The 26,796-nt window shown below is 64.3% G+C and carries 23 protein-coding genes and 1 pseudogene; 10 read left to right on the top strand and 14 right to left on the bottom strand.

What is annotated here, in order from left to right; genetic code table 11:
- Positions 1-2 precede the first annotated feature (2 nt).
- The 4 genes from ON40_RS42205 (at position 3) to ON40_RS42190 (ending at position 4,256) form a co-directional block, all read left to right on the top strand.
- Positions 3-824, top strand: a complete 822-nt coding sequence (locus tag ON40_RS42205; protein WP_040831338.1) for a mycofactocin-coupled SDR family oxidoreductase — start codon at positions 3-5, stop codon at positions 822-824.
- Positions 825-889: 65 nt separating this feature from the next.
- Positions 890-1,711, top strand: coding sequence for a carboxymuconolactone decarboxylase family protein (locus ON40_RS42200; protein ID WP_040831282.1), 822 nt, complete (start codon positions 890-892; stop codon positions 1,709-1,711).
- An 8-nt stretch (positions 1,712-1,719) separates the two neighbouring features.
- On the top strand, positions 1,720-3,198 hold the full coding sequence (locus tag ON40_RS42195; protein ID WP_051194448.1) for an aldehyde dehydrogenase family protein: 1,479 nt from the start codon (positions 1,720-1,722) through the stop codon (positions 3,196-3,198).
- Positions 3,199-3,443: 245 nt separating this feature from the next.
- Positions 3,444-4,256 carry an SDR family NAD(P)-dependent oxidoreductase gene (locus tag ON40_RS42190; RefSeq protein ID WP_040831280.1) on the top strand — a complete coding sequence of 271 codons (813 nt, stop codon included), beginning with the start codon at positions 3,444-3,446 and terminating at the stop codon, positions 4,254-4,256.
- A 70-nt stretch (positions 4,257-4,326) separates the two neighbouring features.
- Here ON40_RS42190 and ON40_RS42185 read toward each other — a convergent pair whose 3' ends face one another.
- The gene (locus ON40_RS42185; RefSeq protein WP_040831279.1) at positions 4,327-4,746 is read right to left on the bottom strand and encodes a MarR family transcriptional regulator; all 420 of its coding nucleotides are present in this window, start codon (positions 4,744-4,746) and stop codon (positions 4,327-4,329) included.
- Between the two features lie 190 nt (positions 4,747-4,936).
- The gene (locus tag ON40_RS42180) at positions 4,937-5,197 is read right to left on the bottom strand and encodes a hypothetical protein (protein ID WP_157186784.1); all 261 of its coding nucleotides are present in this window, start codon (positions 5,195-5,197) and stop codon (positions 4,937-4,939) included.
- 22 nt (positions 5,198-5,219) lie between these two features.
- Here ON40_RS42180 and ON40_RS42175 point away from each other — a divergent pair, with 22 nt between their 5' ends.
- The gene (locus ON40_RS42175; RefSeq protein ID WP_157186783.1) at positions 5,220-6,950 is read left to right on the top strand and encodes a hypothetical protein; all 1,731 of its coding nucleotides are present in this window, start codon (positions 5,220-5,222) and stop codon (positions 6,948-6,950) included.
- Between the two features lie 369 nt (positions 6,951-7,319).
- Here ON40_RS42175 and ON40_RS52850 read toward each other — a convergent pair whose 3' ends face one another.
- The 5 genes from ON40_RS52850 to ON40_RS42155 all read right to left on the bottom strand — a co-directional run bounded on the left by ON40_RS52850 (position 7,320) and on the right by ON40_RS42155 (position 12,397).
- The gene (locus tag ON40_RS52850; RefSeq protein ID WP_157186782.1) at positions 7,320-7,700 is read right to left on the bottom strand and encodes a hypothetical protein; all 381 of its coding nucleotides are present in this window, start codon (positions 7,698-7,700) and stop codon (positions 7,320-7,322) included.
- 246 nt (positions 7,701-7,946) lie between these two features.
- The gene (locus ON40_RS42165; RefSeq protein WP_063713212.1) at positions 7,947-8,699 is read right to left on the bottom strand and encodes an SRPBCC family protein; all 753 of its coding nucleotides are present in this window, start codon (positions 8,697-8,699) and stop codon (positions 7,947-7,949) included.
- The gene (locus ON40_RS50885) at positions 8,696-9,187 is read right to left on the bottom strand and encodes a (2Fe-2S)-binding protein (protein WP_083896352.1); all 492 of its coding nucleotides are present in this window, start codon (positions 9,185-9,187) and stop codon (positions 8,696-8,698) included. The genes ON40_RS42165 and ON40_RS50885 overlap by 4 nt, the downstream gene beginning before the upstream one ends.
- Positions 9,180-10,055, bottom strand: coding sequence for an FAD binding domain-containing protein (locus ON40_RS42160; RefSeq protein WP_040831277.1), 876 nt, complete (start codon positions 10,053-10,055; stop codon positions 9,180-9,182). The genes ON40_RS50885 and ON40_RS42160 overlap by 8 nt, the downstream gene beginning before the upstream one ends.
- On the bottom strand, positions 10,052-12,397 hold the full coding sequence (locus ON40_RS42155; protein WP_040831276.1) for a xanthine dehydrogenase family protein molybdopterin-binding subunit: 2,346 nt from the start codon (positions 12,395-12,397) through the stop codon (positions 10,052-10,054). The genes ON40_RS42160 and ON40_RS42155 overlap by 4 nt, the downstream gene beginning before the upstream one ends.
- A gap of 218 nt (positions 12,398-12,615) precedes the next feature.
- Here ON40_RS42155 and ON40_RS42150 point away from each other — a divergent pair, with 218 nt between their 5' ends.
- The 4 genes and pseudogenes from ON40_RS42150 to ON40_RS42135 all read left to right on the top strand — a co-directional run bounded on the left by ON40_RS42150 (position 12,616) and on the right by ON40_RS42135 (position 17,438).
- On the top strand, positions 12,616-13,716 hold the full coding sequence (locus ON40_RS42150; RefSeq protein ID WP_245568234.1) for an XdhC family protein: 1,101 nt from the start codon (positions 12,616-12,618) through the stop codon (positions 13,714-13,716).
- Between the two features lie 40 nt (positions 13,717-13,756).
- Positions 13,757-13,982: pseudogene (locus tag ON40_RS50880) on the top strand (hypothetical protein); the annotation flags it as partial.
- 72 nt (positions 13,983-14,054) lie between these two features.
- A complete protein-coding gene (locus ON40_RS42140) occupies positions 14,055-16,775 on the top strand; it encodes an alpha-L-rhamnosidase (RefSeq protein ID WP_083896351.1) in 2,721 nt (906 codons plus the stop codon).
- 9 nt (positions 16,776-16,784) lie between these two features.
- On the top strand, positions 16,785-17,438 hold the full coding sequence (locus ON40_RS42135) for a TetR/AcrR family transcriptional regulator (RefSeq protein WP_040831274.1): 654 nt from the start codon (positions 16,785-16,787) through the stop codon (positions 17,436-17,438).
- Positions 17,439-17,775: 337 nt separating this feature from the next.
- Here the strand turns inward: ON40_RS42135 and ON40_RS42130 are convergent, their stop codons facing one another.
- From ON40_RS42130 to ON40_RS42120, 3 genes are all read right to left on the bottom strand, one after another.
- Positions 17,776-18,375 (bottom strand): TetR/AcrR family transcriptional regulator, encoded by a 600-nt coding sequence (locus tag ON40_RS42130; protein ID WP_040831273.1) that lies wholly within the window; start codon positions 18,373-18,375, stop codon positions 17,776-17,778.
- A gap of 42 nt (positions 18,376-18,417) precedes the next feature.
- A complete protein-coding gene (locus ON40_RS42125; RefSeq protein ID WP_051194444.1) occupies positions 18,418-19,029 on the bottom strand; it encodes a TetR/AcrR family transcriptional regulator in 612 nt (203 codons plus the stop codon).
- A 66-nt stretch (positions 19,030-19,095) separates the two neighbouring features.
- Positions 19,096-19,284 carry a ferredoxin gene (locus tag ON40_RS42120; RefSeq protein ID WP_040831272.1) on the bottom strand — a complete coding sequence of 63 codons (189 nt, stop codon included), beginning with the start codon at positions 19,282-19,284 and terminating at the stop codon, positions 19,096-19,098.
- Between the two features lie 1,132 nt (positions 19,285-20,416).
- On the opposite strand from ON40_RS42120, the gene ON40_RS48960 reads away from it, so the two are divergent.
- Positions 20,417-21,562: a hypothetical protein gene (locus tag ON40_RS48960; protein WP_157186781.1), complete on the top strand. Its 1,146-nt coding sequence runs from the start codon at positions 20,417-20,419 to the stop codon at positions 21,560-21,562.
- Positions 21,563-21,882: 320 nt separating this feature from the next.
- Here ON40_RS48960 and ON40_RS42105 read toward each other — a convergent pair whose 3' ends face one another.
- Genes ON40_RS42105 through ON40_RS42090 form a run of 4 tightly spaced genes read right to left on the bottom strand, consistent with a single transcriptional unit; the run spans position 21,883 to position 26,483 of the window.
- Entirely contained in the window at positions 21,883-23,355 is a 1,473-nt protein-coding gene (locus tag ON40_RS42105) for an aldehyde dehydrogenase family protein (protein WP_040831268.1), read from the bottom strand.
- Between the two features lie 5 nt (positions 23,356-23,360).
- Positions 23,361-24,983: an AMP-binding protein gene (locus ON40_RS42100; protein WP_218008970.1), complete on the bottom strand. Its 1,623-nt coding sequence runs from the start codon at positions 24,981-24,983 to the stop codon at positions 23,361-23,363.
- Entirely contained in the window at positions 24,976-25,419 is a 444-nt protein-coding gene (locus tag ON40_RS42095) for a hotdog domain-containing protein (protein WP_218008969.1), read from the bottom strand. Before ON40_RS42095 ends, ON40_RS42100 begins: the two co-directional genes overlap by 8 nt.
- Entirely contained in the window at positions 25,416-26,483 is a 1,068-nt protein-coding gene (locus tag ON40_RS42090) for an alcohol dehydrogenase catalytic domain-containing protein (protein WP_218008968.1), read from the bottom strand. The genes ON40_RS42095 and ON40_RS42090 overlap by 4 nt, the downstream gene beginning before the upstream one ends.
- Positions 26,484-26,796 lie beyond the last annotated feature (313 nt).

Raw genomic sequence — 26,796 nt, 5'->3', positions numbered from 1 at the left:
AAATGACCGAGGGCGTACAACCCCGCGGACGTGCGGCGGGCAAACGAGTTCTGATCACGGGCGCAGCGCGTGGCATGGGGCGCAGTCACGCGGTCCGGCTGGCCGAAGAAGGCGCCGATCTGATCCTGATCGACATCTGCGAGTCGCTGCCCGGTATCGAGTACCCGCTGTCGTCGCCCGACGACCTGGCCGAAACGGCACGTCTGGTGCAGAAGCACAACCGTCGTGCCATCACCAAGATCGTCGACATCCGGGATTCCGACGCAATGACCGCAGCCGTCGACGACGGTGTGCAGCAGTTGGGCGGGCTCGATGCCGCCGTGGCCAATGCCGGCGTGCTGACCGCGGGCACCTGGGACACCACAACGCCCGACGACTGGCGAATCGTGGTCGATGTCAACCTCATCGGTACGTGGAATACCTGTGCCGCCGCGCTCCCCCACATGGTCGAGCACGGGGGGAGTCTGGTCAACATCAGTTCCGCGGCCGCGATCAAGGGCACACCGCTGCACATCCCCTACACCGCCTCGAAGCTCGGTGTCGTCGGCATGAGCAAGGCATTGGCCAATGAGCTTGCGGCACACAATGTTCGAGTGAACACCGTGCACCCGACCGGGGTGGCGACCGGAATGGCGCCGGAGTCGCTGTTCGCGCTGCTCGGCGAGAAGCGCCCGGATCTGGCTCCGCTGTTCGGCAACGCCATGCCGGTCCCTCTGGTGGAGACGGTCGATATCAGCAATGCCGTGCTCTATCTGGTCTCCGACGAATCCCGCTACGTGACCGGCCTGGAGTTCAAGGTCGATGCGGGCGTCACCCTCAAGTAGCACTTCGCTTCGGTCCCTGTGACTTTCACGCACGGATTCGAACACCGATACAGAAGGCACAACTCATGACAACAGATACGGTGAGTACGGCCCGGTCCGAACGCGGCAAACGTGAATTCACCGAGGTGATGACGTTTCCGGCGCCCGAGGACTCCAGCCCGACCATCGCCAACGGCCTGGTGGACTTTGTCTTCGCGGAGATCTGGACACGCCCCGGCCTCACCCGGCGAGAGCGGCGCTTCATCACCCTGTCCTGCGCCGCGGATGCCGATGCCGAGCAGCCGATCATCGACAACGTGTACGCGGCACTGAACAGCGGCGACATCTCCATCACCGAAATGCGCGAGGCCGTCCTGCATTTCGCGGTGTACGCGGGCTGGCCGAAGGCGTCACGATTCAACATGGTCGTGGATCAGCAGTGGGAACGCATCAATCGCGAACGCGGACAGGAGATTCCACCGCCCGAACCGCTGCTTCCGATGGTCACTCCGAGTGATCCGGAAGCCCGGCTGACTAGCGGTGAACAGTGCTTCATGGATGTCAACTGCCTGCCTTACTACCCCGACCGCAACAACCCGTACCAGGGCGCGGGCATCCTCAACTTCGTCTTCGGTGAGATGTGGCAGCGCACCGGCCTGGGGATGAAGGAGCGGCGGCTGATCACGGTCGCGTGCGTGGCATTCCAGGACGCGCCCTACCCGATCATGTCGCACGTCTACGCGGCACTGAAGAGCCGCGACCTGTCCTTCGCCGAAATGGACGAATTCGCACTGCATTTCGCCGCGTACTCCGGCTGGCCCAAAGCCTCCCACCTCAATCAGGTGATCGCCGAACAGAAACCACGCGTGCAGGAGGAATGGCGTGCAGAGGACGAAAAGACCTCGTAGGAGTACCGATGTCGACAACTACCGAACCCACCCGACAACCTGAATCCCCGTTGCCGAGCGGATTGCTCATCGGCGGCGACAAGCTGACCTGGTCCTCCGGAGGAACGCACGAGCACATCTACCCGGCCAGTGGACGGCCGAACGCAACGATCACGCTGGCAGGCCCTGCCGAAATGGACCTGGCGGTGGCGTCCGGCCGGGAAGCGCACCGAGAGTGGATGTCCTTCACCGTCGATCGCCGCCGCGATCTGCTGATCGATCTCGCGGATGCGGTGCACGAGAACATGGCCGCCCTCTCCGGGCTGAATGTGCACGACTACGCCGTACCGACGTCGCTGTCCATCAACACGATTCTGCTCGAACGATTCCTGCGCCACTTCGCCGGCTACGTCGACAAACCGCACGGTCAGATCACACCTGCCGCCGAGTCCTCCGACCTCAATCTCATCGAACGCGAGCCGTACGGCGTCGTCGGTGTGATCGCCCCGTGGAACGGAGCGATGGTTGTCGCCGCGTCCTGTGTCGCCCCGGCCCTGGCCGCGGGTAATGCCGTCGTGTTCAAACCGTCGGTGCTCGCACCGATGGCAGCGTTGCGGTTCGGCGAACTGTGCACGGCGGCCGGCTTGCCGGCCGGGCTGGTCAACGTCGTTCCCGCACATGCCGAGGGCGGCGACGCGCTGGTCCGGCATCCCGGGATTCGTAAGATCCACTTCACCGGTGGCGGAGAAACCGCACGCAAGATATTGACCAGTGCCGCGGTGAATCTCACACCGGTGGTGGCCGAACTGGGCGGAAAATCCGCCAACCTCGTTTTCGAAGATGCCAACCTCGACGCGGCGGCCCAGATCGCTGCCTACCAGGGGCCGATCGTGCAATCGGGGCAGAGCTGCGCCTGCGCGAGCCGGATCCTCGTGCACGAATCGATCTACGACGCGTTCCTGGAGAAGTTCATCCCCGTGGTCGAGGCCGCCAAGATCGGTGATCCGCTCGATCCGACGGTAGTTTTCGGTCCGGTGGTCAGCGCACGGGATGCCGATCGCATTCTGGGTGTGATCGACCAAGCCGTCGCCGAGAAGTCCGGCGAGCTACTCACCGGCGGCAAGCGGCTCGGCGGCGACCTGAGCGAGGGGTATTACATCCAGCCCACGGTATTCGGCGACGTCGACAACTCGTCGGATCTGGCGCAGATCGAGACGTTCGGCCCCGTCGTATCGGTGATCAAATTCAGGGACGAGGCGGAGGCGATTCGGATCGCCAATGATTCACCCTACGGATTGAACGCGTTCATCCAGACCAACGACCTCATCCGTGCGCACCGGGTCGCACGGCGGCTGGAGGCCGGAGCCGTCTGGATCAACCAGATCAGCGACATGTCACCACAGGGCCCCTACGGGGGCTACAAGCAAAGCGGGTATGGCCGCACCGGCGGCCTGGACGGACTATACGAATTCTTGCAGGTCAAAAGCATCCGTATCGCGATGAGCTGAAACGCCGGCCCGACGTGGGGCAGGCCTGTCGAGCAACAGCCGGCAGGCCTGGCCCCGGGCAGAGACCCGGTGCTCATTCCGTCACTGACGGGCGTTCGCCTGCCAGGCGGCTAAGAATAAGCTAGTATCCGAACCATCTAGTTCGTTCTGTTTGTCAGGTCGCAGACCGGACAGCCGAGTCCAGGCGCCCGAGCCACGTCCGGAAGCGTTCGAGATCTGCAGACCGCACGCGGCAAGGAGTTGACATGACCGAAAAGACCGTCCTGATTACCGGTTCCACCGATGGTCTGGGCCGATATCTGGCCGTCCGATCGGCACAGTCCGGCGCGCGCGTGCTCGTACACGGGCGTGACAAGCTGCGCGCGGAGCAGGTACGCGAAGCGATCCTTGCCTCCGGCGGCCCCGAACCGGAGATTCTGCTCGCCGACCTGTCCTCGCTACGAGAAGTCGACGAGCTGGCCGACCAGGTCCGGCAGCACACCGACCGACTGGACGTGCTGATCAACAATGCGGGTGTCGGATTCGGAGTACCGGGCGCGGCGCGGCAGGTCAGTGCCGATGGCATCGAGATCCGCTTGGCGGTCAACTATCTGGCCGTGTATCGGCTCACTCGGCAGTTGCAGCCTCTACTCATCGCATCGGCGCCATCCCAGGTGATCAATGTCGCTTCGATCGGGCAGGAACCGGTCGACCTCGACGACCTGAACTTCGAACGCGGCTACTCCGGCATGGCGGCGTATCGACGAGCCAAGCTCGCCGAGATCATGTTCACCTTCGATCTCGCCGAGGAGCTGCGCCCGACCGGGGTGCATGTCACAGCACTTCACCCGGCGACGTACATGGACACGACGATGGTCGCGGAATTCGGCGGATCACCGCTGAGCACTGTCGCCGACGGTGGTGCGGCCGTACTGTGCCTGATCGAGGAAGACGTCCCCACCGGCACCTACTTCAACGGCACGAACGAATCCCGCGCCGACGAGCAGGCTTACGACCCGGCCGTCCGGGCAGCATTGCGGCAACGCACCGACGAGTTGATCGAATCGGTAGTCGGGTAGCCTCGCGGCATCCGATCACACAGCGCCACAACTACTTTCGTTCAAGCAGTCACCGATGATGCCAGCGCGCTCAATGGTCGGGCAGCAAGAGGTCGGCGAGTTCGTCCAGGAGCACCTTGACGCGCTGAGCGTCAGCCGAACTGCCGAGAGCGGCGACCAATGCCTCGTCCAGCATCGGTGCCGTACGTCTGGCAATCGCCTTGAACAGGACGTCCGTCGGATAGACGAGAGTACGCCGCCGATCGGCCGAATCGATCTCGGTAGCCAATAGAGCACGATCGGTCAGCCGAGCGACGCACTCGGAGATGTGCCCCTGGGAGAATCCGGTCCGTTCGGTGATCTCACGCACCGAGCTACCAGGACTGTCGATCACGTCGGCCAGTACAGCGATCTCGCCTTCCGGGATCGGCTCGTCGCTGGACTCGATGCCAACCTGTCGCGCCAGCTCGATCAGATGCCTGCCCAGTCGGTGGAGTCGTCTGCCGTCCATACCGCCAGGATAACCCCGAATATCCCATCGGTGGAATTTGAAACTTGACGATACATTGGCACCAATGGAATCTCCGAAACCGCTCACACACATCAGACAGATGGCTATCGTCTTCCAAGAACGTCGTTACCGGTTTGGTAACAAGCATTGTCAGAGGTAGGTGTTCCATGGGCGATGTAGCCCAAATCCATCACTCCCGATCGATCTGGCAACGGTGGCGTATCGCCGTCGTCCTGATCGCACTCGCGATGACCGGCTTGTCCCTGCAGCCGGTATCTGCGTCACCACCGTCCACGAGTCCGCCGTCAGCAGCCACTACACCGGCCTCTCCCACCAGCACATCGGCGACACAGACCAGCAGTGCGGCCGCCACGACCACCACATCGACCACGCCGACACCGACGACACCGACGACACCGACGACAACCCAGCAGGCATCTGCCCGACCCATCACAGCCGATCCGTCCGAGGAATTGCACGAGAGATTCACCATCAGCGAGCTTCCCGCGCCACCGACGGCACCGTCCACAGACGCGGGATCGTGCACACCGACGATCAACCCGCACGGCACCGGGTGCCTGAGCCCTGCCTGGGGTGCGCTCGGCGCGGTGGGCACCTACTACCCATCGAGTAACTACATCCTGGTGGGAGCACAACTCGCGGGCGCACCCTCGTCCGGAGCAGCCAGCACTTACACCGGCCCACAAGTGCTGTTGGTACACACCGACGGCAAGACCTTCCCCAACGGCGACCCATGGAAGTGCCTGACCTGCGGGCTGACCTACCCAGCGAATTTCGGAGGGGCGAGCGGGAACAACGACTTCACGTACCCGATCAACGGGTTCCACGACGGAAAGCGCGCTCTCGCCGGATCCGCCATCATCGATTGCGGCAACTACCAGTTCACCGATCCGCAATGCACCCCGGCGCAGATGCACGCCTATCCGCTGTACTGGGACGACGGCACCGGGAAACCCGGACAACTCCGGGAGGCACGGTTGAACCCGGACGATGAGCACATCGGCTTCAACTACATCATCACCTCCGCGGCGCAGTACGACGAGTTCGCATTCATGGGCAAGCTCACCTTCGATCAGTCGAACAGCCGCTACGACATCGGTAGCGTGCGAATGCTGTACAACCCTGCGTCGGCGTACTGGCCGTACGCGGTCGATTCCGGCAACCGTCTGCGATTCAACCCGGCGGGAATGATCGGAGAATTCCGCGGCTGGACCGCCGACGGCCGATCCGCGGTCGGCATCCAGAGTTATGAATCGGACAACGTCGACGCCTGGGCCACCGACAACACCACCGGCCGGTCGCGCCTGCTCACCCGGCACGCGATGTACACGGACCCGAACGCCGAATCACCGGACGGCAAGCACCTGGTGTCGGAGCAGCTGCTGGGCTCGGGCCGGATGGACTTCCTCGGCGGCATGCAGGGCGTTCCCCCGCTCACCGATCAAGCGGGTACCACCGGACTCGTCTCCGGCCTGCACGACAACGTGAACCGACGGTTCTTCCTGCCCCAACTGGTGGACCCGAACACCGGCCGCAGCGAACAACTGGAGCCCAACGGCAATTGGAACACGGCTGCGGATCCCGCCTGGCTCGCGGACAGCAGCGCTGCGGTATGGGCGGAAAACCTCGCCTGCGGGGCCAACCCGAGCCCGCACACCTGCGCCGGGTCCCCGGAACCAGGCGGTCGCAACAGCCGTGTCATGATCGCACGCTTCCCAGGATTCCAGCCGACCCCGGCACCGTCCGTGCCGATCGCACCCGATGCGACATGGGGGCTGCCCTATCAGCCCGGTCAGGCAATCCCGGCGCGCCCGCACCTGGCGGCCGGAACGTACACGGCACAAGGCTCGATACAGGGAACGGCCAAGGTCGTAGTCACCGAAGACTCGTCCAAAGCTCTCGTGATGAACCTGGCGGTCACCTATACCGACTACAGCGACACGCCAGGTGTCGTGCTGAACGGCACCGAGAGTGCGGTACGAGATTCCGACTCCGCGATCTCGGCCATGACCCTGCACGAGAATCTGCAGATGACCGGCCGACACCAAGGAACGAAGAAGACCAGCGAACCGAACGGATTCACCATGTCCCCTGCACTGCTGCAGAGCAACTTCCAGGTGACCGGCACGTTGACCACCACCATCGACGGTCGCGCGTATACGCAGCCGGCCAACGGTACATAACCGCAACGGAAGGTCGGTCCGGCGGCCGATGGCCCACGGTCATCCGTCGCCGGACCGAAAATCTATGCGCCGGTTGCGAACCGCAATCGGCGATCAGTTGTGGAGTGCACCGAAAATACAGTTCTCACCCGTGCCGTGCTCGATGTCGGACAGCCAGAGGTTCAGTGACAAAAATCTCCAGCGACTCTTGTCACATTCGACCGACATCTCTAATGTGTGCTACGTAGCTATCGAATATAGGGCGCAGGTTCATCAACACCCCGTGACCAGTGAGACGAGCGGTCGACAACGAATCCGATATTCAGCGAATTCGTCGTCCCGAGTACCGGCACGACATAAATGATTCGGACACCACCCTCGCTGGATCGGCTACACAGCGCTGCCGCTTTTGGAGACCGTCGAGGAAACGGTGTCAGGAGCGACACCGCACTCGAATCGGCACAGTGCACCGGCTGTGACGATCATCGTCTGCTCGACGGGATGGAACCGATGAATGCTCGAATCACCGATCTCACCACACGCCTGGCCGCCCGGCCGCATCCGCTCACTCACGCGGCGGCCATGGCACGCAAACATCGCCGACGCTATCAGCTCATTGTGGTGGCCCCCACGGTCGACGATGTCGCCCGAAATGCCGGTGGCTGGCTCTTCGATCGCGTACTCGGCGGATGGGATGTCACAGCCATGGTCGGCGATCACGAGAATTCTCGCCCGCTCGATATCCTCGGCGTGCGCGTCGTCGATCTCCACGAGGCGTTGGCATCGCGCGTACGGACCCCGCTACCACAGGCGATCGCCATCGACACCCACCTCTACGCCACCGACAGCCGCGTGCGAGAGGGCATACTCGATGTCTTCGACTATGTACTCATCGACCATGTAACGCTCTGGGGTGAGCGGTACCCGAACGAAATCGACGAACGTGTCACCTCGGTCCAGCACCAACTCAGCGGGGCCGCACAAGCATTCAAAACGCAGGCTCTGTCGACGATCACCTCATCGGCCGACCGTGCCGAGCCCACCGAACAGTTTCGCAGTTGCAGGCTGCGGCCCGCACGAGACGGTTTCGACGATCTCGTTCCGGCGGCGGGATGACCGTCTCCGCCAGAGCAGAACGATCAGCATCGACAACGTGATGGCGGCAGGTGGGCCGAGGCGCGTCAGACGGCCCACACCGGCCGCCTCCAGCAGATCGATCGGCTGGGCAGGCAGACGCGGCGGCGTGGCCGTCGTCGCCCCCACAGGGCCGGAATCATTCTGCGGAACTTCCTCCAGCGCAACGCTTTCCACCTCCGACGAGGTGTTGCCGGAGGCGATCTCCTCCGCAAGATTCGCGGCGAACTGCCCGATGAGCGTGCCTGCCACATCGGCGAGAGCACCGCGGCCGAATTGCGCGGGTTTGCCGGTAATAGCGAGATCAGTCTCCACGAAAACGTCCGTGCCGCCGACGGATTCCACCAACCTGCAGGTGATGATCGCCTGCGCCGTGCCGTTACCGCGAGCTTCCCGGCCACCGCCTTCCAGCACTGCGATCCCGGCCACCTCGTCGGTCGAGCGGAATTTGATGACCCCGGTATAGCTCAGGCCGACGGGCCCCAGCTTGACCTTGATCTTTCCGGTGTAGCCGTCATCTTTCCGCCCTGTCAACACGGCTCCGGGCACGCACGGTGCGATGCGCTCGATATCGAGCAACACATTCCACGCGCCCGAAATCGGAACTGGAATGCTGAAGGTGTTTTCGAGCTTCATACAAGGTCCTTCATTACGCCGTGCGCCTCCGCTGCGGCACGGATAGCCTTGACAATTCCCTGGTATCCGGTACAGCGGCACAGATTCCCGGATATGGCGTCCCGGATCTGGTCATCCGTGGGATTCGGATTCTCACGCAGGAATGCTGTGGCGGTCACAACGAAACCTGGTGTGCAGAAACCACATTGCAGACCGTGGTGTTTGCGAAGCGCGGCCTGGACAGGTGACAGTTCACCATCGGCCGCGGCAATCCCCTCTACCGTCGTGACCTCGGCACCATCGGCCTGCACAGCGAAAACCAGACAAGCCCGTACCGCATCTCCGTCCAGCAGTATCGTGCAGGCGCCGCATACCCCGTGCTCGCAGCCGAGGTGTGTACCGGTCAGCCCGCAGTCAACCCGGAGAAAGTCGGCCAGGGTACGCCGTGCCGGAACGATCGCATGTCGCTGAACCCCATTCACTCGTAGTCGAATCTCGACATCAGTCATCGAGCGCCTCCTCCAGCGCGCGCTGCCATGCGTGCGCCACCATGACCGCGGCCACGTGGCGGCGAAATTCGGCCGAGCCGTGCAGGTCCGACGGAACCTGCCCGAGTTCCGCGACAGCAGCTCGACCGACGTTCTCGGCACTGATTTCACTTGCAGCACAGCCGATCACCTCGTGTTCGGCCGTCCGGGCACGAATCGCAGTGGGCCCTACACCGAACAACCCGATCGCGCTGCGGCCGACGCGTGAATCAGCGTCCAGACCGACCGCGACCGCGGCACCGGCAATGGCGAAGTCACCTCTGCGACGCGCGAATTCCTCGATAGCACAGCCGAACCGGCCCTCCCATCGCGGAAATACGACACCAGTCAGCAGTTCATCTTCGGTCAAGGCTGTACTCCACATCCCGGTGAAGAAATCGGCGGCGGGTATGGTTCTGCGGCCGCGCGGTGACAACGCTTCGAAGTCGGCGTCCAGCGTCAACGCGACCGCCGGATATTCCCCTGCTGCGTCTGCGTGCGCGATCGACCCGCCGATGGTGCCTCGATTGCGGATCTGGAGATGCCCGATGTGCGGGGTGGCCCGAGACAACAGCGGAACGGCGCTACGAATCTCGGCGGACCTGCCGACCGCAGAATGCGTTGTCCCAGCACCGATCCGAACCGAATCACCTCGGGTCTCGATACCGCGCAGCTCGTCCAGGTGACGTAGATCGACCAGATGATCGAAGACGGCCAGGCGCAGAATGAGCATCGGCATCAGGCTCTGGCCACCTGCGATCGCCTTCGCGCCGTCGCCGAGCTCGGCCAGCAGCTCGACCGCTTCCCTGGCGGTCGTCGGCGCGTGATATTCGAACGGCGCTGGTTTCACGATGTCACCGCCCGGTCTTCGGCCTCGGCGATCATCTGGATTATCGCTGCGGGAGAAAGGGGCAATCGCGAGATCTCCACCCCGAAGGGGCTCAGGGCATCGGCAACCGCATTGGCGACAGCCGGGGGCGAGCCGATCGCACCGCCCTCCCCGACTCCCTTGTAGCCGCCCGGCCCCGGTCCGAGTGTTTCGATATGGCCGATCTCGATAACCGGGACTTCGGTGGCCGTCGGAAGAAGGTAGTCCATGAACGTCGTAGCGATCGGGTTACCGCTGTCGTCATATGCGAGATGCTCGTAGAGCGCACCGCCGATGCCCTGGACCACGCCACCGTAGATCTGTCCCTCGACAACATTCGGGTTGATCATCGGGCCGCAGTCCTCACTGACGATATAACGCAGCAAGGTGACCGCACCGGTCGTGACATCCACCTCACACGTGCACACGTGGGACGCATTGGCCCACACGATCGGGCTCTGCGCACGGTAACGCCCACTACTCTCCAATCCGGCGGGCGTACCCGACGGCAATTCGGCCGGTCGAAAATACGCTATGTCGGCAATCTCGGCCAACGAAAGCTCGGCGCCGGGCACCCCGCGCACTATGGCCCGCCCACGGATGAACTCGACATCCTCGGCCGCGCCCCCCAGGCGATGTGCCGCGATCGTCAGAATCCGTTCTCGCAGTACCGATGCCGTCTCGGCGATCGCGCCTGCCATCATCGAGCCCGAACGGCTGCCCCCGGTGCCGGCACCGAACGGCGTGACCGCGGTATCTCCCTGAATGGTGTGCACATCCGCAATATCCACACCGAGGGCATCGGCGGTCAACTGAATCGCAGTGGTCTCCAGGCTGTTTCCCGCGGAGCCACCAGCCAGATACACGTTGACCTTGCCTGAGGGTTCGATCCGGATGGTCGCCCCTTCGGTCCCGTGATAGGGGCTCGACGCAGCGGTCGGTTCCACATAGGTACAGGTTCCGACGCCCAGGTAGCGCCCCTGCGCGCGTGCCAGTTCCTGCTCACGCCGGAAAGCCGGGTAGTCGAGCATGTCCAATGCTTGTTCGAATGTCTCCAGCGGTGTCACATCGGTGTACCGCATGCCGCTCGCGTTCACCAGCGGCAGATCCGCACGCCTCAACATGTTTCGACGACGCAACTCGACCGGGTCGATCCCCAGTCGCCGAGCAGCGTTGTCCAGCAACACTTCTCGAGCCATCGACTCGAACTGCCACGGTCCCCGATAGGCCACTCGCCCCGGGGTGTTGGAATACAACAGCTTCGTCGTGAAAGTTGCCGCGGGCACTCGATACGGTCCAGGGAAGAGCATTCCGACCGCGGCAGCGCCGGTAATCGGCGACGGCACGGGATAGGCGCCGACGTTCTGCGTGTAATCGAGGGCCGCGGCGAGAATCGTTCCGTCCCGGTCGAAGGCCATACTCGCCGCACCGTGGTCCTGACGGGACAGCCCGGCCGAGATCAGATGCTCCTGTCGATCCTCGATCCACTTCAGCGCGGTCGGCACTTTGGTCGCGGCCAGCATGATGCAGATGTCCTCACGCTGTGGCACCACTTTCTGCCCGAAGCCACCTCCGGTGTCGCGCACGATAACTCGTACCCTGTGCTCCTCGATGCCCAACAGGCGAGCACAGAAACCTCGAACCTCGTGGGGCGCCTGGGTCGAGGTCCAGATTGTCATCTCCCCGGGCCCCGCCGACCATTCCGCGACAATGCCGCGCGTCTCCATCGGTACGGGCAGATGAGCTTGTTGAAAGATCGTCTGCCGAACCACATGCGCTGCCTGGTCGAACAGTGGCGCGATCTCCTCCGCTGGTCGCCCTGCCAACTGTCCAGCGATATTTCCCGGAAAGCGGGCGTGCACGAGTTCGGGAGATTCGTGCGCGGTCGTGTAGTCGATCACAGGCGGCAGCGGGTCGTAGTCCACAACCACCAACTCGGCCCCGTCCTCGGCGATGTACCGGTCCGAGGCGATCACCAGTACGACCGGATCTCCGACGAACCGAACTTCCTCCTCGGCCAGCGGCGGCCAATTCAATGGAGGCAGACGCGAACCATCGATCAGATAGGACAGGTCGTGCGCACCCGGATTGAGGTCTGCCGCAACGAATACCGCGTGGACGCCGTCGAGTGCAAGCGCTTCGTCCACATCGATGCCCGTGATCCGGGCGCGCGGCAGCGGACTGCGCACGAAACACGCGTGCAGCATTCCGGGCCGCGCGACATCATCGACGAACGATCCGGCCCCTGTCACCAGTCGCAGATCCTCGACTCTCGGGACGCGAGCCCCCGCGTATGTGTCGGTCGCGGTCTCCACGACGCTCACAGCCTCACCCCACCTCTATCGCGGTGTGCTGTGCGATAGGACAGCAGAGAGTCGACTCAATGGCCAGCAACACGGTTATTTCTGTCATACGGCCCCAATCAACATGCTGTTCAACTGTCTAGCATTTGCCCAGAACCCCTGTCAACACCCTCGTATGCCAGGTTTGAGATTGCTACTCTCAATTTCGGATAGTCATGTTCTCCCCGCGACTCCGAGAGGTGGATCATGCGGGAATGTGGGCCGATCTGCGCGGATGGCACGCCCAGCACATTGCGTACGCCCTCGCGACCGTCGTCGATGCCACCGGCAGCGCGCCACGCTCCCCCGGCGCGAGCATGGCCGTCAACGCCGACGGCGTTGTCATCGGCAGCATTTCGGGTGGATGCGTTGAAGGGGCCGTATACGACCTGTGCCTGGAGGTGCTCCACACAGGCACCCCGGCCTGTGAGAAGTTCGGCTACAGCGATTCCGATGCTTTCGCCGTCGGGCTCACCTGCGGCGGTGAGCTACAGGTCTTCGTTCACCACATCACCCTCGAGGAGTACCCGGCCATCGAATCCGCACTGTCGGACGTGGATCCGGTAGCCCTGGTCCGCGACCTGCAGACCGGGGAGATCGGGGTCATCACGCGACAGAGAATCGCAGGTACCGCGCTCGAAGTCGCAGTGGCCCAGCAAGCATCGGCCATGCTCGACTCCGCGGTCACGGGGGTACGGCTGGTTGGATGCAACGGTGCGCAGCGCACCGTATTCATCGAGTCACTCACCTCTCCACCTCATCTGATCATCTGCGGGGCAACCGATTTCAGCGCGGCGCTGTGCCGAGTCGGGCATGTCCTGGGCTACCGGGTCACCCTGTGCGATGCACGGCCGGTATTCGCTACTCACTCCCGGTTTCCCGAGGCCGACAACGTGGTCGTGGACTGGCCGCATCGCTATCTCGCCCGCGCCGAGACCGACGGCCGCACTGCGGTATGTGTACTGACCCACGATCCGAAGTTCGATATTCCCGCTCTACAACTGGCCCTGCGCCTACCGATCGAATACGTCGGCGCGATGGGCTCCCGTCGCGCCGACAGCGAACGCCGATCACGTTTGCGCGCAGCGGGTCTCACCGAGGGCGAAATAGCCCGGCTGCATTCCCCCATCGGCCTGCAACTGGGCGGACGAACTCCGGACGAGGTGGCGATAGCGATCGGCGCCGAGCTGGTGACCGTACGACACGGCGGGACGACTCGGCCCCTCTGCGACACGGACAGTCCCATCCATGCCGCGCCCGATTCACGACCGACACCGGCGCGATCCGGCGTCGACGACTGACAGAAGAACGAGCGGATGTGGCGTATCTGCCTGGCAGAGAAAGGCCAAACCGCGGCTTCCGCGTGATCACAGGCATTTGGCCGCGCTGGATTCGTCGTACAACTATCTGCGGCAGTTCACACCGGCGGTGTTGTCGGCGGTGCGGTTCGTCGGCGGGATCGCAGCGACCGAGCTGCCGGTGGCGGTGGACATGCTGCGCGAGTTGAACGCGACCGGCCGCCGCTAGGTGTTGCGGAGCACCGGCCGGGTTCGTGCCGAGTAAATGGTGCGTGCCTTGTTCTCGTGACAGTTCGCGCTACGATCCATAAGGGTTTACATTGCGTATACCCATTGGGTCGATGACCCGGCCCGCAGGCCCTTGTAAGCACAAGAAGCAAAGGACTTCCTTCATGTCACCGTCTCTGACCCTCGAGCACCTGCGAACCTCGGGGCTCGAGTCCCCACTGGCCATCGACACGCCGCCCGAGTTCTCCTGGCGGACCGCAGGCGCGGACCCTGCCACCCGGATCGACTCGGCGACAATCGAACTCAATCGCGCCGCATATACCGCAGACCTGACTGAACCAGTCTGGGTTGGGCATTGGACGCCGCCTGGAATTCCCGCCGCGCTGTACGATGGCCCGCCGCTGGAGCCGCGCACCCGGTACTGCTGGCGTGTAGGCCTAAAGCTCGGAGGCCGCGATGCGCGGGTGTGGAGTGAGCCGGCCTACTTCGAGACCGGTCTCGGGCAAGATCTGCCGCGCTCGGCACAGTGGATTGGCCTGGAGGTCACCGAACCGCCGATCGAACAGACGCGGGTCCAGTATCTGGGTAGCCGGTTCTCCGTGCCCGCCCCAGTCGTCCGGGCCCGTGCGTACGTGACCGCGCTCGGCTGGTACGGGCTTTCCATCAACGACACCGAGGTGACCGGGAACAGCATTGCTCCCCGGTTCACGGCGTTCGACCACCGCGTCGAGTACGCCGCTTACGACATCACCGACACCGTCATCATCGGCGATAATGCCGTCGAGGTGCGCTTGGCCGAAGGACGCTACCGGGGCCGCAACAGCGCCCAGGGCATCCGCAGCGTCTACGGCACCCAACTGGCTGCCATGGCGTTTCTCGAGGTCGAATGCGCCGATGGCACCGTCGTCATGCTGGGCACCGATACGACCTGGCGCGGTGGCCACGGTCCTTTGGTAACGGCGGATCCCCAGGAAGGAGTACATATCGACGCCCGCGTGATCGCGGGAGGAACCAAGCCCCCCGTGCCCTCACCTAGGAGCGTGGTAACGGTCTTCACACCGCAGGTCAGTATTGTGGCTGCCGCCAGCGAACCCGTGCGCTCGGTCGCGGAGGTCACGCCGCGCAGCATCATCGAACTCGACGGCCGCATCGTCGTCGACTTCGGGCAGAACCTCGTGGGCGTCACCCGGCTCATCGTGTCCGGCGACCGCGGCCAGGAGATCACCGTCGCGCACAGTGAAGTCCTTGGCGCGGACGGACATCCGGATATGGACTACCTCGACATGAGTGGTGGCATGCTTCCACGCATCGACCCGATCGACCACTACACCCTCAGCGGCACCCCCGAGGAGGTCTTCGAGCCTCGCTTCACCTTGCACGGTTTCCGGTACGCCGAGCTCGCTGGTGTGGCGGCTGGACAGATCCACAGGATCACGGCGCTCGTCGTCGGCGCCGACCTGGATTATCACGGCGAATTCCACAGTTCCCACGCCGGGCTGGAGCAGCTGCACGAAAACATCCGGTGGAGCATGCGCGGAAACTTCACCGACACGCCGACCGACGACCCTACCCGCGAGCGCTCGGGTTGGACCGGAGACGCGCAGGTCTTCGCCCCCGCCGCGGTCCTGCTCGCCGACGTGCGGCTCTTCCTCGAAGACTGGCTCCGCGACGTCGCCCTCCAGCAGGACCCGCACGGTGCCGTCCTCGACCGTGTCCCCCGCGACACGATCAGCAGCCCTGAGTCCGAGGGCCTTTACCCGGGCAAGGGCGCGGCCGGTTGGGGCGACGCAATCATCCTGGTGCCCTGGACGCTCTACCAGCACTATGGGCGCACCGCCGTGCTCAACGAGAACTGGGACGCCATGGTCGCCTGGGTCGAGTTCTGCCGCCGCCGCGCAGCGGACAACCGCCACCCCGACCGCACCGGTGTCGCCCAGGCACACGAAATGTTCATCATAGACACCGGTTTCCACTGGGGCGAATGGCTCGAACCGGGAACCGAACCCGGCGGCGAAGGCCCCTCGGTGGAAACCTTCCTGAAGAACGCAACCCATCCCGACGCCGAGGTGGCCACCGCCTACTTCGCCCACTCCGCGCATCTACTCGCACAGATCGCCCGCATCCTCGACAAGCACACAGACGCCAAGGAACTCGAGGAACTCTGGCTCAACGTCCGCGACGCCTACCGCACCGAATTCCTCGACTCACAGGGCCTACCGCGCGTCACCACCCAAGCCAAACTGGTCCGCCCGCTCATGTTCGACCTCCTGCCGACCCACGCCCGGCCCCTTGCAGCACGCCGCCTCACCGAACAGGTCCGCGCGAATGGCACCCGGCTCTCCACCGGTTTCCTGTCAACCGGCTTGCTCCTCACCTGTCTATCCGACTGGGGCCACGATGAGCTCGCGGTAGACCTGCTCCTACAGGAGGAGCACCCGTCCTGGCTCGGCCAGGTCGGTACCGGCGCGACGACCATGCTCGAAACCTGGCGAGGCAGCCACAACGGCAAGGCCAACGGCTCGCAGAACCACTACGCACTCGGCGCCGTCGCTCGCTGGATGTACGAGCACCTCGCCGGCTTGCGCCGCGCCGCGCCGGGCTGGACCGACGTGCACATTCGCCCGGTATTCGACGCGCGCCTCGACCACGTCGCCGCATCCACCATGACCCCGTTCGGGCGCATCGGCAGCGCATGGCAACGCCATGGCGACGGCTGGACCATTACGGTCGATGTGCCCGCCGGAATCAGGGCGACGCTGGCCGACCGTGAACTTGCCCCGGGCACCTCGACGTGGACGCTGTCCGAAGCAGGGACGGCGTCCCCCAGGGATTAGCCTTGCGGTGTGGAGACCCCCGCTGACACCCGCAAACATTGGGACGTCTTCCGCGACCGGCAGCGGGCCGAGGTCGCCGAGGCCACCATCGCCCTGGTCGCGGAGACGGACGCCCCGGTCACAATTTCCGAGATCGCCGACCGGGCAGGCATGAGTAGGCGCACCTTCTACAAACATTTCCCGACCCTGGGTGCCGCGATGGTGCACACCCACTCTGTCGTTGTCGACCGGATCCGCGCACACGCCGAGCGTGCGCAGCACCGCGATCTCAACGGTTTGGGCCGCCTGATCGCCGGTTGTCGGTCACTGTTCGACGCCGGCAAGGAACATCCCGAATTCATTCGCTTCCTCAGCTACTTCGACTTCACCTTCCGCCGCCACGGACTCACCCCTGAACAGCTCGCCGAATTCGGCGAGTTGTACGCCGGCGAACTGCTTCTGCCCATCGAGCTTCTTCATGTGGGCCAGCGCGACGGATCGATCCGCACCGACCTCGACGCTCGGAGCACCGCCATCGCCCTGGGGAACGCCACCATCGGTGTCTTGCAACGCCTCCAGATCATGGACGAGTACACCAACGGCCGGGACGAAGCCGCACAAGCCCTTTTCGACCTCGAGCTCGAGGCATGGCGCACCTACCTGGGACACCCCGCGGACCGGTAGCGCCACCCCTCCTCGGGGCCGCGCAACTCAGGTCCGGCCGAGGAAGAAATTCGTAAAGTGCCGGAGGTGCAGGCTGACACCCGTCCTTCGCCCCCTCTACCGGGCGCTCACAGAAGCCGAACGCACCACCGCGAACGACGGACCGCCGATCCGGCCCAAACCCGCCCGCATCCGCCGCCCCGTTCGCACCCGAGGAACCCACCTCCGCAACCGCCTCCAGGCCTAGGTCCGCCAACGTCCAGACAACCAGAAACTCTCAACGCCGCGCTCATCTCCGACCAGGGACTACGCCAAATCCATTGTCTTTTCGGCGACTCCGGAACCCCGATCACCTCGATCAGCTGCGATCGGCGGCAGATTCGGGTGGTTCCAGAATGTCCAGATAGCGTTCGACCATGGCGAGCATCTCCTCATGGCCCATCGTGAAGCCGAAGTTGCTCTCCACCACCATGGATCGCGGCAGACCCGACAGCAGCATCGAGAGCGTCACCGGCGTGATCTTCTCGGGGTCGACACGACGCTCACGCAGGATGAATGTGAAGGCAGTGACCTGATTTTCACGGTACCGCCGAGCATAGGCCGCCAGCTCGGTCTGAATCGTCTTGCGGTGGTTGGACAATGCGATGAATTCCTGCATCAGCGCGTTACCGCGAGGATCCCGGGACAGTTCCCAGAGGGCGTGCAGCGGCCGATCCGAAGTCAGCGCATGCCATTGGCGCTCGAAGTTGGTCTCGGCCCCGTCGTTGAAGACCGCGAGGAACAGGTCCTCCATGGTCGGAAAGTAATAGTGGACCAGCGCGGGTTTGACACCTGCCTCAGCAGCCACTCGACGGGTCGTCGCGGCTGCGTACCCTTCTTCGGTCATGACCCGCGCGGTGGCCTCGAGCAGCACACGTCGCGTCGCCGAATCCTTGGTGCCCCGCCTGCGAGTGGACATGACTCGAAGCTATCACTGTGCAGTCGCACAGCATCCGTGGGATCACCTGCGATCGGAGTCGCTCTGTGGCCCTATTCGATCGTCGACGCGGGCGAAATGCGCTGTGAGTACGCGCGCGGCCTCCACGATCACAGGACGCAGATCTCCGGTCGAGTAATCCGATCCGAATAACATGCGCCGCAATTGCGGCAGAGCCAAACTCCAATCGACGATCGCGAGAATCAGGAATACCAGGGCCCGGGGATCACCACCCCCCTGCCCCATCGCACCCCGGGCCGCTCGTACCTTGTCCGCGTAGTGCTCGGTGCGCGCCGGTTCATCGGGGACCAGATCGTCGCCCATTTCCAGTGCTTCCCACATCACGAGCCGCAACGCTTGCGGATGCGCCTCGTGATAGTCGAACAATCGGGCCGCGTAGTTGCCCAGGTCGGACTCGTCGAGCGGAACCGCACGCGCCAGCTCGGTCAGTGATTGCTCCAGAACCACCGCGAACAGTGCCTTCTTGTCCCCGAAGTAGTCGTAGATCGCACGCTTGTTGACCCTGGCTGCGGTCACGATACGATCCACCCGCGCACCGGCGATGCCGTATTCGGCGAACTCGACTGTGGCGGCAGCCAGAATCCGCTCCTTCGTTGCCGCCGAATCGTATGCCATCCCTCCATGCTAACGAAACAGTTCGTTCGGCCACTCCGAACAAGGCGGAGGTCGTAATCGACAGGCTCAGTCCGCCTCGATCGCATGCTCCGGACATGCCTGCACCGCGGCATGGACCGCCTCATCGAACTCTTCGGGCACATCGGCCGTCCGGACCTCGGCGTAACCGTCATCGTTGAGCGTGAATACATCTGGACACAAACCGGTACAGACACCATGGCCACGGCAACGATCTGCGTCGACGGAGACTTTCATCGGACACCTCTCTCCTGCTGTATCGAATTCCGGGTGCGACCCACACCCACTCACCCGTTACCATTCTCCGCAAACAAAAATAGCATTCTCCTCACAGTGGTAAAGATCAACAGTCCTGCGGCCGATCAGCCATCCGCATCGAGCAGTACCGTCCCGCACCTCGGCAGCGAAACGGGGTGACGATGCGCTTCATCTTCCACTATCCCGAAATGGCCGGGCACGACGGCGATCTGCTCGGCCGACGCCTTCCGCGAGGTCGCATGAGCCGCGGAAACGGCTGCGTTCGAGGCGATCTCACTCGGCGAGCATCCGGCACCGGGTGCCGGCCAGGCGCGGACGGACACCAGACCCTGGATCCGTTCGTAGCCTTGTTCAGCACGGCCGCGGTGACCCAACAGCTACGGCTGCCACATTCGAATTCCTCCGCGCCTTCGGCGCAACCTACCTGAAGTGAGGCGACACGGATTGATTCGAGACCCGCAGCGAATTGGCCGGAACGGTCGCGATAATCACCGGCGGCGCAACTAGTTTCGGGCCGGCAATCGTCGCGGCCCTGGCCGCGAACGGGGGCGCCCGACCACATCCGGATCAATAACGTGGCACGGGATTTCGCACCCACGCCGAGCTTGGCCCGGATGACCACGGAGATCCATTCTGGTGGGGCCATGCTCGACCCCGAAGGCGTGAAGGTGGCCATACCACCGGAACCACGCCGCATCCCGACGGTGGCACCTTCGCCTCTGCGGGCTGGTTCAACTGGCCCGAGACCGGCTGGGCGAATCATCCACCGCTGCACACGTTGCCGGGACACTGACTCCCGGCAACGTCACCGCGGGCAGCAGATGACAACGTCAGGTCGTCCGACATACTGCCATGCGGATATCTCATATCCCAATTCGGAAATATCATTTCACTAGATTAAACGTATTTTAGGCCCTGCGCTCTTCAAGTCAGCACCCAGGAGCTTGACTACCGCGGTCAGAAGTGGAAACGTGTTAGTTATATTTTGAGAATGCTATTCTCACAGGAGTGCCCATGCGCGCGACACCCTTGCCGACAGACGAGCGCGCCTGCCGGTCGTTGGCGTGCGCGTGACGGGGGCGTCGACCGTTCCGCGGCGCGGCAGGCGGTCTTGGCCGCGGCCGCTCTGCGGGGCTTGTCGCTCGCCGATGTCCGGGCGTATTTGCCTACAGCGGGCGGGGACTGGGCGGGATTCGATGCCGCGTACCACCGCTACAGCCGTGGCGCCGACGCCGCGTTACGCCGAGACTGGGCCAAGGCGTGTGACTGGGTCGCGCAGAACGCACCCAAATTCCTGTCGTCCGCGCACCAGAAACAAGAGCACACAGGGGGGTGGTGGAGGGAACCGTCTCGCGCGGCGAAACAGACCACATGGCTGGCAGCTGCCACGGTGTGGGTGGATGCGCAATGGCCGGGCTCGCCCAGACGACACACGATCCTGGCGCTCCTGCAAGGTCTCGCCCATGCCTCCGTCGTCGCTGGTTCAGTCGTGCGCGAGGTGCCGGTGGTGGAGATCGGCGGGCGGTCACTGTCGCTCATGTCCTGCCTCACCGAGACCACCGTCTGGCAGATATTGCGGGATCTGCGAGACCTGCCGGGCTCACCAGTCCTGCGGACCCGCCGCGGCACCGGCATCCTGGCCGACGCGTACGCACTGGTCACTCCCATGATCAACCGGCACCGCCTGCGGCCGGAGCCGATCCGCGTCGAACGCGCACGGGTCGAACCCGTCCACGAAGCATGGAGCGTGCCGGGGTTGCACTGCCGCAAGCTCTACGAATTCGTCACCCACCACGACCTCACCACCCCCGCAGACGCCATCACGGCCGCCAGAATGAGCCGCGCCAGCGGATACGCCGCCCTGGCGACCCTCACCACCGCAGGGCTGCTGATCCACCAGCACGGCCGAATCACCACCGGGCCCGTACATCTCGACAGCATCGCCACCGCCTACGGCCTTCCGCAGGCTCACCGCGAACGCATCGAACGCCACCGCCAACAGCGCACAACTTGGCACGACTGGCTACACAATCGCTTCAGCCTGCACACCACCCCTCCCACAGACCTCGAACCCGCGAATGGTTACGACGCCCATGCCGCCGCCTCGGGCAGACAGAATGTGCGCGCGACCGCATTGATGACCGCACGCATCCGGCCTCGAATACCCAACAGCGCCTCTGGATCGACAGCACTGCCCGACCGAATCACCTGGCAGACACCCCATCACGCTGCGCACACCCGCTCAGCGCCCACATGACCCCATTTCTGACACCAGCGCCCCGGACGACTCCGCGCACACCCCGCTCGATCAGAGCGCGCAGACTCCCCCAGAATCTGCGGGGTGAGCCTCGCTGATTCGAGATGCAGCGCATGTAGCCCATGCATAACACTTCAAATAACGGACGACCAAGAGCGGCTGTATGTGACGCGGTCAATCATTTCCGCCGACCGCACACGCACGGCATCATGGCGGCAGTCGATCGACCGGTACGTTCTACAGTCTCCGACGTCGTCGGGGTGGACTGCTAATGGAAAGAGACGCGTACGGCGCTCAATGCGTGTGGAGCGGGCTGGGTCTCAAATGGGCAATTGCTGATCATCGACTCCGATGACCTGGCTGCCTTGGAAGAATCGCACCATATCGGTGGGACCATGACCACCGATGCCCGCCGCGTTCCAGAATGTCTGCTCCGAACCGTCGGCGAGGTCGGCGAGTTTGCAGCCGTTCACCCGGACTTCACCGACAGGCACACGCGCCGCGACGGCAAGTGCGCGCTGAAGGTCGGTCCCGAACACAAACCCGGCGAGCCCAGTCTCGGGCCCGGCGGTGGCGGCCAGGGCCTCGGTGTCAGTGGCGACGGCGTGGATGGTGACGACTGGTCCGAAAAGCTCTGCACTTGAAGCCGCTGCTTCGGCGCCGACAATGATCGTGGGGGCAAGGAACCAACCACCAAGGTGCGGTAGGTCATTGGCGACAAGTGCCTTACCGCCCCGGGAGATCAGATCTTCGATTCGTGTGGTCAGGTGGTCCCTATGGGAGGCGTGGGCGAGCGGTCCGACATCGGTACCGTGCTCCAGGCAATGTCCGACGGTCAGCTGACCCAACTGGTCCAGGATGGCCTCGACCAGCTGGTCATGCAGTGAGTGGTGGACCAGCACCTTGCCGGGAGCCTCGCACCACTGACCGTTGAGTTTGGTCATACCATCGACCAGCCCCCGGGCTGTCAGCGCGATGTCGGCGTCTCCGAGTACCACTGCAGGGTTATGACCACCGAGTTCGAGTTGGAGGGCAGTGAAATGGGGAGACGCAGCGGCGGCAACCGCACGCCCCCCCGCACCGCCGCCGGTAAAGGAGATTGCGCGGACTCGCGGGTCGGAGACCATCTGCGCGCCCACAGCGGCGGCGCCGTGCACGAGCTGAAACAATGCCCGCGGCAGATCGAGATCGCGCAACGCTGACGCTAGCACCTCAGCAACGACCTGGCAGCCAGCAGGTGCCCACTCCGAAGGTTTGAGGATTACCGGGCAGCCGGCCGCGAGGGCGCTCGCGACCTTCGCAACGCCCACGAAGGTGGGCGCGTTCCATGGAGCCAGGACTGCAGCGGGGCCGAGCGGACGACGAAGTAACCGGACCTGCCGTCCGTCAGCGGCCAAATCGCGACCTGCGCCGACCTCCAGCAATTGGTCTCGCGCAGAGCGCACCCGCGGACCGAGGTATCCGGCCATCTGCATCGCGACCCGAAGCGGGTTGCCGTTTGCCATCGCGTCCTCATACCCGAGTTCGTCGACCCGCGCGTCCAACCCGTCGGCGAGTCTGTCGAGGAGTGCCAGGCGCGCCTCGATCCCCGCGTCCTCCCAGACACCACTGACGTGCAACTCGTGTGCAGCAGCGAGCGCGCGCTCGACATCGCTCGGGGCAGTGGCGAACTGGTGTTGCCGGAACTCTCCGGTGTTGGGGTCATCCAGTGTCGGAGCGAGGCGCTCCGACGGTTCGACCCACGAGCCGTCGATGAGGTCTATCTGCGCCTTCGGTGCCGTGTTCTCGGTCATTGTCCTCAGCTCTCGTCGTAGTGCTCGGCGGGTTTGTGATGGCGCTGGGTATCGGCGTCCCAGGTGCTACTGGTCAGTGGGCGAGCGGCGAGTGCGACCCGTTCGACCTTCTCGGTCGGTGTCTTCGGGAGGTCGTCAACGATCTCGACGTAGCGCGGCACCATGTACCGCGGGAGCTGGGTCCGGGCGTGCTCGACAACGTCTGGCTCGGTGAGCGCGGTCCCGGGTTGCCGGACAACGAACACCTTGATGTCGTCCTCGCTCAGCTCGCTCGGCACGCCGACCGCAGCCGATTCGCGCACAGCTGGGTGTGTGTCGACCCCTTGCTCGACGTCGGACGCAGCGATGTTCTCGCCCCGGCGACGGATGACCTCCTTTCCACGAGAGTGGAAGAAGATGTTGTCGTGTTCGTCGCGTCGTGCGAGATCGCCGGTGTGGAGCCACCCGCCGCGGAAAGCGGTGGCTGTCGCCTCGGGCATCGCGAAGTACTCGTTCATGACCAGGCCGGGCTCGTTGCCACGGATCAGGATCTCGCCGACGGCCCCGACAGGGACGGGCGCGCCATTCTCGTCACCGATCCGTACGTCGTACTCGGAAATGGGCCGACCACATGATCCGGGAACACGAGGCTCGTCGAGCGCCTGGTAGATCGGTACACCGGCATCGGTCAAGCCGTAGACCTCGACGAGCGGGAATCCGAAGCGGTGCACCCAGTCGGGCCCGCATGCCGGCATCGGGACACCCCAAGCCAGCCGGACCTGATGGGCTCGGTCGAGCGGCCCGGGTTCCTGTTTCCACAGGATGTTGGCGGTAGCCCCCATGTAGTTGAAGACGGTGGCCCCGCTTTCGCGAACCTCGGACCAGTACCGCGATGCCGAGAAGCGCGGCGAGAGGGCTGCGCTCGCCCCGACGGCGACGGCTGCGGCCACGGTAAGGGTGGCAGCGTCGATGTGGAACAGCGGGAAGGGCGTGAACAGGACATCGTCCTGGGTGAAGCGCAAATACTTCGCGTGGATTTGGCCGACTCGCACCATGTAGCGCCGGGATAAAACGCACGCCTTCGGTACGCCGGTGGATCCGGAGGTGAAGAGCATGACAGCCGGATCGAGGTCGTTGATCTCCGGCGGCCGGACCGATTCGCTCGACTCCAGATCGGCGAGATCGCGTAGGTTCTCGATCTCGCCGGGGCGGGATGCTGGGATCTCGCCGTTCACGTAGAGCGGAAGGTCGCTCGCCTCAGCGGTTGCCGCTACCGGAAGGAACTCGGTCAGGTTCGCGGCGTCCACGACCAGCAACGCGGGTCGGGCTGTATGCACCGCGCGGGCGAGCAGGTCGCCGGTGAGGCCGGTGTTGATGGGAACGCTGACGCCGCCGATCCGGTTGATGGCCAGCCAGGTGACGACGTGCTCGATGCTGTTGTCCATGAGGAGAACCACTCGGTCTCCCGTGGCGACGCCCTGGGCCTGCAGCCCTGCAGCGCGTCGTTCGACTTTGGCATGTGCGTCGCTATAGCTGATCGTCCCTTCCGGAGTCCACAGGAACCTACGATGGCCGACCACCATGGCACGTTCGGCGAGCAGGTCCTCGAGGGCTCCTGCGGAGGGCAGCAGCGAATGTGTCTCAGTCACGGCCGGCACCGCCAGCATCGGGCTCGGGTGCGGGAACAACGACTGTACCGGTCGCGCTCGTGATGACGAGCGGCGTGGCAAGAACGCCGCTGGCCGTTTGCCCCATGTCGGGCCGTGCGCGAGCCACCACTCGTGCCTCGAACTGAACTGTGCGGCTGCGTCGACCGACTCGCACCAGCTCAACCGTCACTTCCAGGATGTCACCTGCGTACACCGGTCCGTGGAAGGTGATGTCGTCGTACGACGCAAAGAGGCCCTCATCGTGATCGACCTTGATACACAAGTCGGTTGCGATGTCGTTGAACAACCTCACGACGTACGCGCCTGAGGCCAGGTTGCCTGCGTAGTGTGTCTCTCCGTGGTCGACGTAACGCCGATGGACGATCTGTGTCCCGATCTGCGGTGCGGTACGCGGCAGGAACTCCGGTGCGCTCACGCGCTGGCCTCCGTCATATCTACGACGACCCGCACCGTATCGGGTTCGCCCATCGCGGTGAGCCCGTCATTGATGTCGGCGAAGTTGACAACCCGAGTGACCATGGCGTCCAAGTCAAGACGGCCGTTGCGGTAGTGGTCGATGAACATCTCCACATCGCTGAGGAATCGGTTGGCGCCCATGTAGGCACCGCGGATGACACGATCGCCGTACACTAGCGCGTCGGCTGGAAGAGTGAGCCGCGCTCCTTCTGGCATAAGTCCGAGGATCGTCGCGGTGCCCGTCGGAGCGAGGCAGGCGAACGCCAACTCGGCGGTGACGGTACGCCCGACTGCTTCGATGGCATGATCAACCCCAGTCGGCACGATCTGGAACAACGCCGCCACAGTCTCGTCGACCGACGGCGCGGTGAGGACGATGTCGGTGGCACCGAATCGCTTGGCCGCGTCGAGCTTGCCAGGAACGGTGTCAATGGCAATGATTCGCCGGGCGCCCGCGAGGCGCGCACCCTGGATCGCGGACATTCCCACTCCTCCGCAGCCGATGACCGCAACGATGTCGGCCGGTGTGACCCGGGCACTGTGGACGACCGCGCCGACTCCTGTGGTGATGCAGCATCCGAGCAAGCAGGCGACCTCCGCGGGCACGGAACGGTCGACTGCGGCAAGTGAAGACTCGCTGACGAGGATCGCTTCGGCGAACGCGCCGACACTGCCCAGCGAACCAACTGTGGAGCCGTCCTGGGCTGTGTGCTTGGGGCGTGGCCTGGCGCGCAGGGTATCCACTCGACAGCACTGGGTGGGACGACCGGCAAGGCACTGCGCGCAAGCGCCACAGGATGGTGTGACAGTCGCGACCACCCTGTCTCCGGTTTGGAACCGGGTCGCCGATCCGCCGACACGCTCGACCACGCCCACGACCTCGTGTCCGAGAAGGGCCGGGAGGTCGATCGACAGCGAGCCGCGCACGTAGTGCAGGTCACTGTGGCACAGGCCGACCCTCTCTACCCGGACCAGCACCTCGTTGGCCAGCGGGTCGTCGATGGACAACCGCTCGAACTGCAACGGCTCGCCGGTCCTGCGCAGGACCGCGGCGTTGATAGTGGTGCTCACGAGTTCTTTCCTCTCACGTCCGGCCGATATGTGCCGATAATGCGGGGCAGGTCGTCCCATGTTCTGGCGTGCACGACCACACGACAAAGTCCGGGATGCACTGCATTGGTCTGGGCGATGTGCAACAGATCCACCGCTCACCGCCGTTGGGAAGCTCAGACAGTCGGCGACGAGATCGAGATCAGTCGAGGACTGCTTCGAGCAGCACGGCCTCACAGTGCCCCCGCAGACCGGCGCCCCCCTCGTCGGCGGTCTGGGCCGGTTG

Origin of the sequence: Nocardia jiangxiensis NBRC 101359 (assembly GCF_000308615.1) — a bacterium.
GTDB lineage: Bacteria > Actinomycetota > Actinomycetes > Mycobacteriales > Mycobacteriaceae > Nocardia > Nocardia jiangxiensis.
The sequence above is the reverse complement of the archived record's forward strand: the minus strand, read 5'-3'. Positions and strand labels throughout refer to the sequence as shown.